At 63.7% G+C, this 1958-nt stretch carries 1 protein-coding gene and 1 pseudogene; both read left to right on the top strand.

What is annotated here, in order from left to right:
* Positions 1-1517: hypothetical protein (locus tag NA10_RS29015; RefSeq protein WP_218021608.1), on the top strand; the 1517-nt coding region annotated here is incomplete at its 5' end.
* Between the two features lie 157 nt (positions 1518-1674).
* Positions 1675-1958 (top strand): annotated as a pseudogene (locus NA10_RS29010) (hypothetical protein); the annotation flags it as partial.

Below are 1958 nucleotides of genomic sequence, written 5' to 3'. Positions count from 1 at the left end.
ACGCTGCCCAGGTCGTTCGGATGCCTGATGGGTCGGTCGTCATTGCCAATGGGACCGAGTACAAAGCGGGTTACACCCCGCCGGAGGAGACACTCGTCCAGCTTCGGAAAGATGAGTACGGGCTCTCGACCGGTCAGGTCAGGGCGACGGAAATGGCGGTTCGCTCCCTGGCTGACCTCGACCCAGAAGTCATTGCCAAGGCCCGGGAGCTGGAAGCGAACTTCCCTGGCCGGTACCAGCTTCGAGAAGTAGGCGAGGAGGCATTCGAGCGGGCGGTAGCAGCAGGCCGCCCGATCCTGAACCAGCGATCGATGGAACGGCTACGCGAGGGAATCGAGCAGATCCGGCAAGTTCCCGAGCTCACGGTCGCTCGCGATGCTATCGAGCGGTTCACGCAGGAGATCGACCGCGCGCGGGAAGCTGGCGAGCCGATCGCCTTACATGTACTGCTCGGGGCGAGGAATGACCTTCTGGACCTGGTCGCCGCCGACCAGCAACTCGTTCAGCGGTACGACCAGATGGGCTTGGATCAGGCAGAGCTGAGATACCGGCAATCCATGCTGGTCGAGGAGGCGCAAGCGCGGGCACTTGAAGAGCGGACGCAGGAACTCATTAAGGCGCTCGTTCCGGTAGAGCGTGCGATCGATCAGGGCGTCATGGACGTTGCGGCGCAGGCACGGCCAGACCAGGCACAGCAGCGGGAACAGATCCTCGACCGTGCGCGCGAGGTCGAACGCACCGCACCGGAGCGCAGCGAGCTTGAACTCGCACGTGAACACAACCGGCTCCAATACGAACTCAGTTCGATGCGCGAGATCGAGCGCGATGCCGAGCGCAACGCTCTGGAGCGAGTGGGACTCAACCCTGGCCATGTAGATCAGGTCCAAGAACGAATTGATTTGGCTCGGGACGAACGCGATAGAGAGATGATCGAGCAGGTAGCTCGCGTCCGTGAGGAGGCACAGCACCGCGCCAACGAGCGCGTGATGGCTGAACACATCGAGCAGCACAACGCCACAATCCAAGCCGCGACCAACGCATCGGCCGCAAAGATTCGGGGTCGCGATCTGACCAGGGACGCACGCACTCTGGGGCGAGACGAGGAACTGCACCGGCAAGGGGTTGAACTCGAGCAACTACGCGAGGCGGCGCGATCTCTGCTGATCCCGGCAGATCAGGCACGCGAGATGGACCCTCGCATCTACGAGGCCGCCAAAGGCACCGAACGGCGGTTTGATCGAGAGGCAAACTGCTGGGTTCTGTCCATCGACGGGCGTGACGTACGGGTGCCAGGCGACCGCCCGGAAGTCAGGGCCGCCGATATCGCCCGGTACGCCGAACAGGGATATCACCCTCTCGCAATCGCGAACCTGGTTAACAACAATGTGCTCCAGCCCCCGGCAGTGGCACGCACCCCAGACGGGCGAATCGAGGAGTTCGAACAGGCTGAATCGCAGCGACGGTCACGCGAGGCGGAAGCCCTGGCGCGTGAGCGTGCCCGCGAGCGTGGGGAATGAATCGATACAGCAGATCCAACGCTGCGAGCCGAACCGAACGCGCACCACCGCATGACGTTTCGTGCCAGTCGGCATGTTTCCGTTAACGCTGCCACCGTGGGGGGCGATCGTGAATCAACAGTCAATCATTCGTAAAGGCACTCCCAAGGGGGCTCTCGTGTCCGATCTCAGACCGCCTACCAACGATCCGACCCAGAAGCGTCGCAAGATCAATGCATGGATTCTCGGCGGCGTCGGCGCGGTCCTTGGCGTCCTCGTTCTGCTCGGAGTCCTCGGCGCAGTGGTCGGCAAGAACAAGGACGAGAGCCCCACTGCCGCTCCGGCGGCGACTCCCCCGGCGACAACTGCCGCTCCGGTGAGTCCTCAGGCGGCGGCCGATCCGCGGTGCGCACCGGCGGCGGCCGACACGACCGCACTCGTACAGGCCGGACTGTCGCATTC

Origin of the sequence: Nocardia acidivorans NBRC 108247 (genome assembly GCF_001625085.1) — a bacterium.
In the GTDB taxonomy this organism is placed as follows: Bacteria; Actinomycetota; Actinomycetes; order Mycobacteriales; family Mycobacteriaceae; genus Nocardia; species Nocardia acidivorans.
The sequence above is the reverse complement of the archived record's forward strand: the minus strand, read 5'-3'. Positions and strand labels throughout refer to the sequence as shown.